The sequence below is a fragment of the Bifidobacterium myosotis genome, from assembly GCF_002259745.1.
Classification (GTDB): domain Bacteria; phylum Actinomycetota; class Actinomycetes; order Actinomycetales; family Bifidobacteriaceae; genus Bifidobacterium; species Bifidobacterium myosotis.
Map to the genome: position 1 here is coordinate 1 of NZ_MWWW01000042.1, position 3,314 is coordinate 3,314.

General features: G+C 62.3%; 2 protein-coding genes. Both read left to right on the plus strand.

Annotation, left to right across the window (positions count from 1 at the left end; translation table 11 throughout):
- The first annotated feature begins 623 nt into the window (after window positions 1–623).
- On the plus strand, window positions 624–2,138 hold the full coding sequence (gene istA, locus BMYO_RS11225) for an IS21 family transposase (RefSeq protein ID WP_094668529.1): 1,515 nt from the start codon (window positions 624–626) through the stop codon (window positions 2,136–2,138).
- 17 nt (window positions 2,139–2,155) lie between these two features.
- A complete protein-coding gene (gene istB, locus BMYO_RS11230) occupies window positions 2,156–2,920 on the plus strand; it encodes an IS21-like element helper ATPase IstB (RefSeq protein WP_211276864.1) in 765 nt (254 codons plus the stop codon).
- Window positions 2,921–3,314 lie beyond the last annotated feature (394 nt).

The following is a 3,314-nucleotide window of genomic DNA, read 5'->3' on the forward strand; positions in this document are numbered from 1 at the left end:
ATCCCGAATATTGGCTTCCCTCCCTGAGGGGAGCTGTTCGCACAGTGGACTGAGGGGAGTCAGCCCAACAGGGCCACAGAACAGCGCCATCTCAGCAAAATCAAAGGCTCTGTTAAACCAACTTTGACATACGAGGTAAGTCAGCTGGGTTGATTTTTCCTTGAGAAATCAACCCAGTCAAAACCCGAGCTGACTAGTTCATGTCAATTCTGGTTTAACAGAGCCAAATCAAGCCCCAGATTGTCACGTAGTGCACCGTCGCACCTGTGATATCGTGCTTCCGCCGAAACCTCACAACGCCATCACGGACCATTTCATCATGACGGGCGACAGCCTCCGACGACTCCACCATACGTACCGCGTAACGCTCGACGCACAGCACCCCACTCGCACGGCGCACATCCTCCGTTCGCAATCACGGACGGCGGGCATAAGGTGTTTTGTTTCAATGTTTGTTCGACAGGTTTGGCAGTGTTTTTCCGCAGTGTAGGCTGATGGTTTTCCTCAGGTTTGGCAGTACTTGGTAGTGGGACGTCGGTTCGCCTGTCTGTATATTCCCGAGTTGCAATTCGTTTTGGTTTCGGCCGGTTGCCGCTGGCCGAAGGCTCGGGAAGGAAAGGAACATGGCGATACCGATGCCCATGGTGCAGGATATCAGGAGACTTGATCGGCAGGGATTGTCCCGCGCGCAGATAGCGCGGCGGCTGCATGTCGATCGCGGGACGGTCGCGAAGTACGCGGATATGCGGGATTGCTCGCCCAGGCCGAAGACGGATCGTCGGTATGGTTCGAAGATCGACCCGTACACGCATCTGGTGGATTCGTGGCTGGAGGCGGACCGGTTGATGCCCCGCAAGCAGCGTCACACGATCAAACGGGTGCACGAGCGTCTGCTCGCGGAGACTGATTACGATGGCGAGTATTCGACCACGTTGCGGTACGTGCACCGGTGGCGCGAGGCGAACCGGAGCGGTGCGGATCAACAGGGGTTCATACGTCTTGATTGGCGTGCGGGCAGCATGCAGGTCGATTTCGGTCTGGCCCGGGCCGTGATCGCGGGCGGGCAGACGGACGTGCATTGCTTGGTGGTCTCGTTGCCGTGGTCGAACATGCGGCTGTGCGTGGCTTTGCCGGGTGAGAACGCGGAGTGCCTGTGCCACGGCCTGATGCTCGTGTTCGAGCATATCGGCGGCGTGCCGCCGCTGGTCGTGATGGACAACGCCACCGGCGCGGGCCACAGGAACGCGAAGGGCGAGGTGACCCTGACCGACGTGTTCGCCGCGTTCGTGGCGCATCACCGCATCGAGGTCAGGTTCTGCAACCCGTATTCGGGCAACGAGAAGGGCAGCGTGGAGAACGCGGTCGGGTTCCTGCGTCGTAACATCATGGTCCCGCCCCTGCATGCGGAATCCTACGAACAATTGAGCCGGCTCATGCTGGAACGGTGCGACGAGCTGGCGGAGGTGTCGTATTGCCCGCGTCTGATGGACGTGCCCGTCACGCAGGTGTTCGCCGAGGAGCAGGCATCGTTGATGCCTTTGCCGTCGACCGTGTTCGATCCGGTACGCTGGCAGACCCGTATGGCCGACAAGTACGGGCTGGTCGATATCGACTCGAACCAATACCTCGCCGGTGCCTGTCATGCCCGTTCGCGTGTTCTGGCCGCGATCCGGTGGGACACGGTCACGCTCACCTCGCCCGCCACCGGGGAGTTCCTGGCCGAGTATCCCAGACTCTACGGCAAATCGAACAGTGTGGAGGACCCCGTACTCGTGTTTCCCCAGCTCGCGCTCAAACCACGCGCGTGGAGGGAAAGCACGATACGCCCTGATATTCCCGACGACATCCGCGGCTGGCTCGATTCCATGGACGACAAGACCCTCAAGGAAAGCCTCAAAGCGATCGCATACGCGTGCCAGGCGGCCGGGTTCGAGCCCGTGATGCAGGCATGCGACGAGATCCTCGCCTGCAACAGGGACATGGGATTACACGCGGACACGCTCACCCCGATCGCGTTGCGCATGCGTGATGGCGACTGGCAATACCCCGGCGCCATCGACGAACCGGATCTGAGCGGCTACGACCGGTTCATCACCAGTGACCGTCACACCAACAACGACCAGGAGGGAATGCAATGAGTGTCAGACCCGATCCCGTGATCCCCGACACACGTCGCAGACGAGCGTCCACGACCGAGAAAAGCGAACGCATCCTCATGATGAGCCGCAGCTTGACCCTGACACGCAGCGTGCTCGCCAACATGCTCGCCGAGGCGACACCCAACCAGCTCGAATTCATCGAACGCTGGTTCACCGCGGAACTCGACTCACGAGAGCAATCCAAACGAGCCCGCCTCCTCAAACAGGCCGGGTTCCCCGCCGACAAGACCCTCGACGGCTACGACTGGACCAACCTGAACATGCCCGCCGACTGGGGGCGAACCCAATTGGAGAGCCTCGAGTTCATCAGTCGATGTGAGGACCTCGTGCTCTACGGGCCCGTCGGGGTCGGCAAGAGCCATCTCGCGATCGCGATCGGCAGGCTCGCCTGCGCCAGGGGCATACCGGTCCGGTTCTTCACCGCGACCGGACTGCTCATGCGCCTGCGCCGCGCCCAACAGGACAACCGGCTCGACCGGGAGCTCGCGGGCATCGGCAAAGCACGCCTCCTGATCATCGACGAGTTCGGCTACCTGCCCATCGACGAGGAAGGCAGCCGCCTCCTCTTCCAGATCATCAGCGACAGCTACGAGACAAGGAGCATCATCTACACCACCAACATCGAATTCTCGGGATGGGGACGCATTCTCGGCGACAAGAACATGGCCGCAGCCCTCATCGACCGCACCGTCCACCACGGACGACTCATCAGATTCGAGGGCCGCTCCTACCGCAGCCAACACGCCCTCATGACCAAATAACCAAACAACACAACAACACACGCAGACAGGCAGCGGCCGATACCGCACACACTGCGGGAAACCCGCTGCCTACACTGCGGAAAAACACTGCACAAAACGCAGACACCAACTTGACAAAGCACAACACGCCCGGGGGCACACGCCCGGGGGCACACGCCCGGGGGCACACGCCCGGGGGCACACGCCCGGGGGCACACGCCCGGGGGCACACGCCCGGGGGCACACGCCCGGGGGCACACGCCCGGGGGCACACGCCCGGGGGCACACGCCCGGGGGCACACGCCCGGGGGCACACGCCCGGGGGCACACGCCCGGGGGCACACGCCCGGGGGCACACGCCTCCCTCAGCGGAACCATCGAGACAATCGGCCTCCACACCGGTGATTACTCCGCA

What these genes read in the sequence shown, in the direction of transcription:
- istA (WP_094668529.1), top strand. Translation starts at nt 624, where the DNA reads ATGGCGATACCGATGCCCATGGTGCAGGATATCAGGAGACTTGATCGG.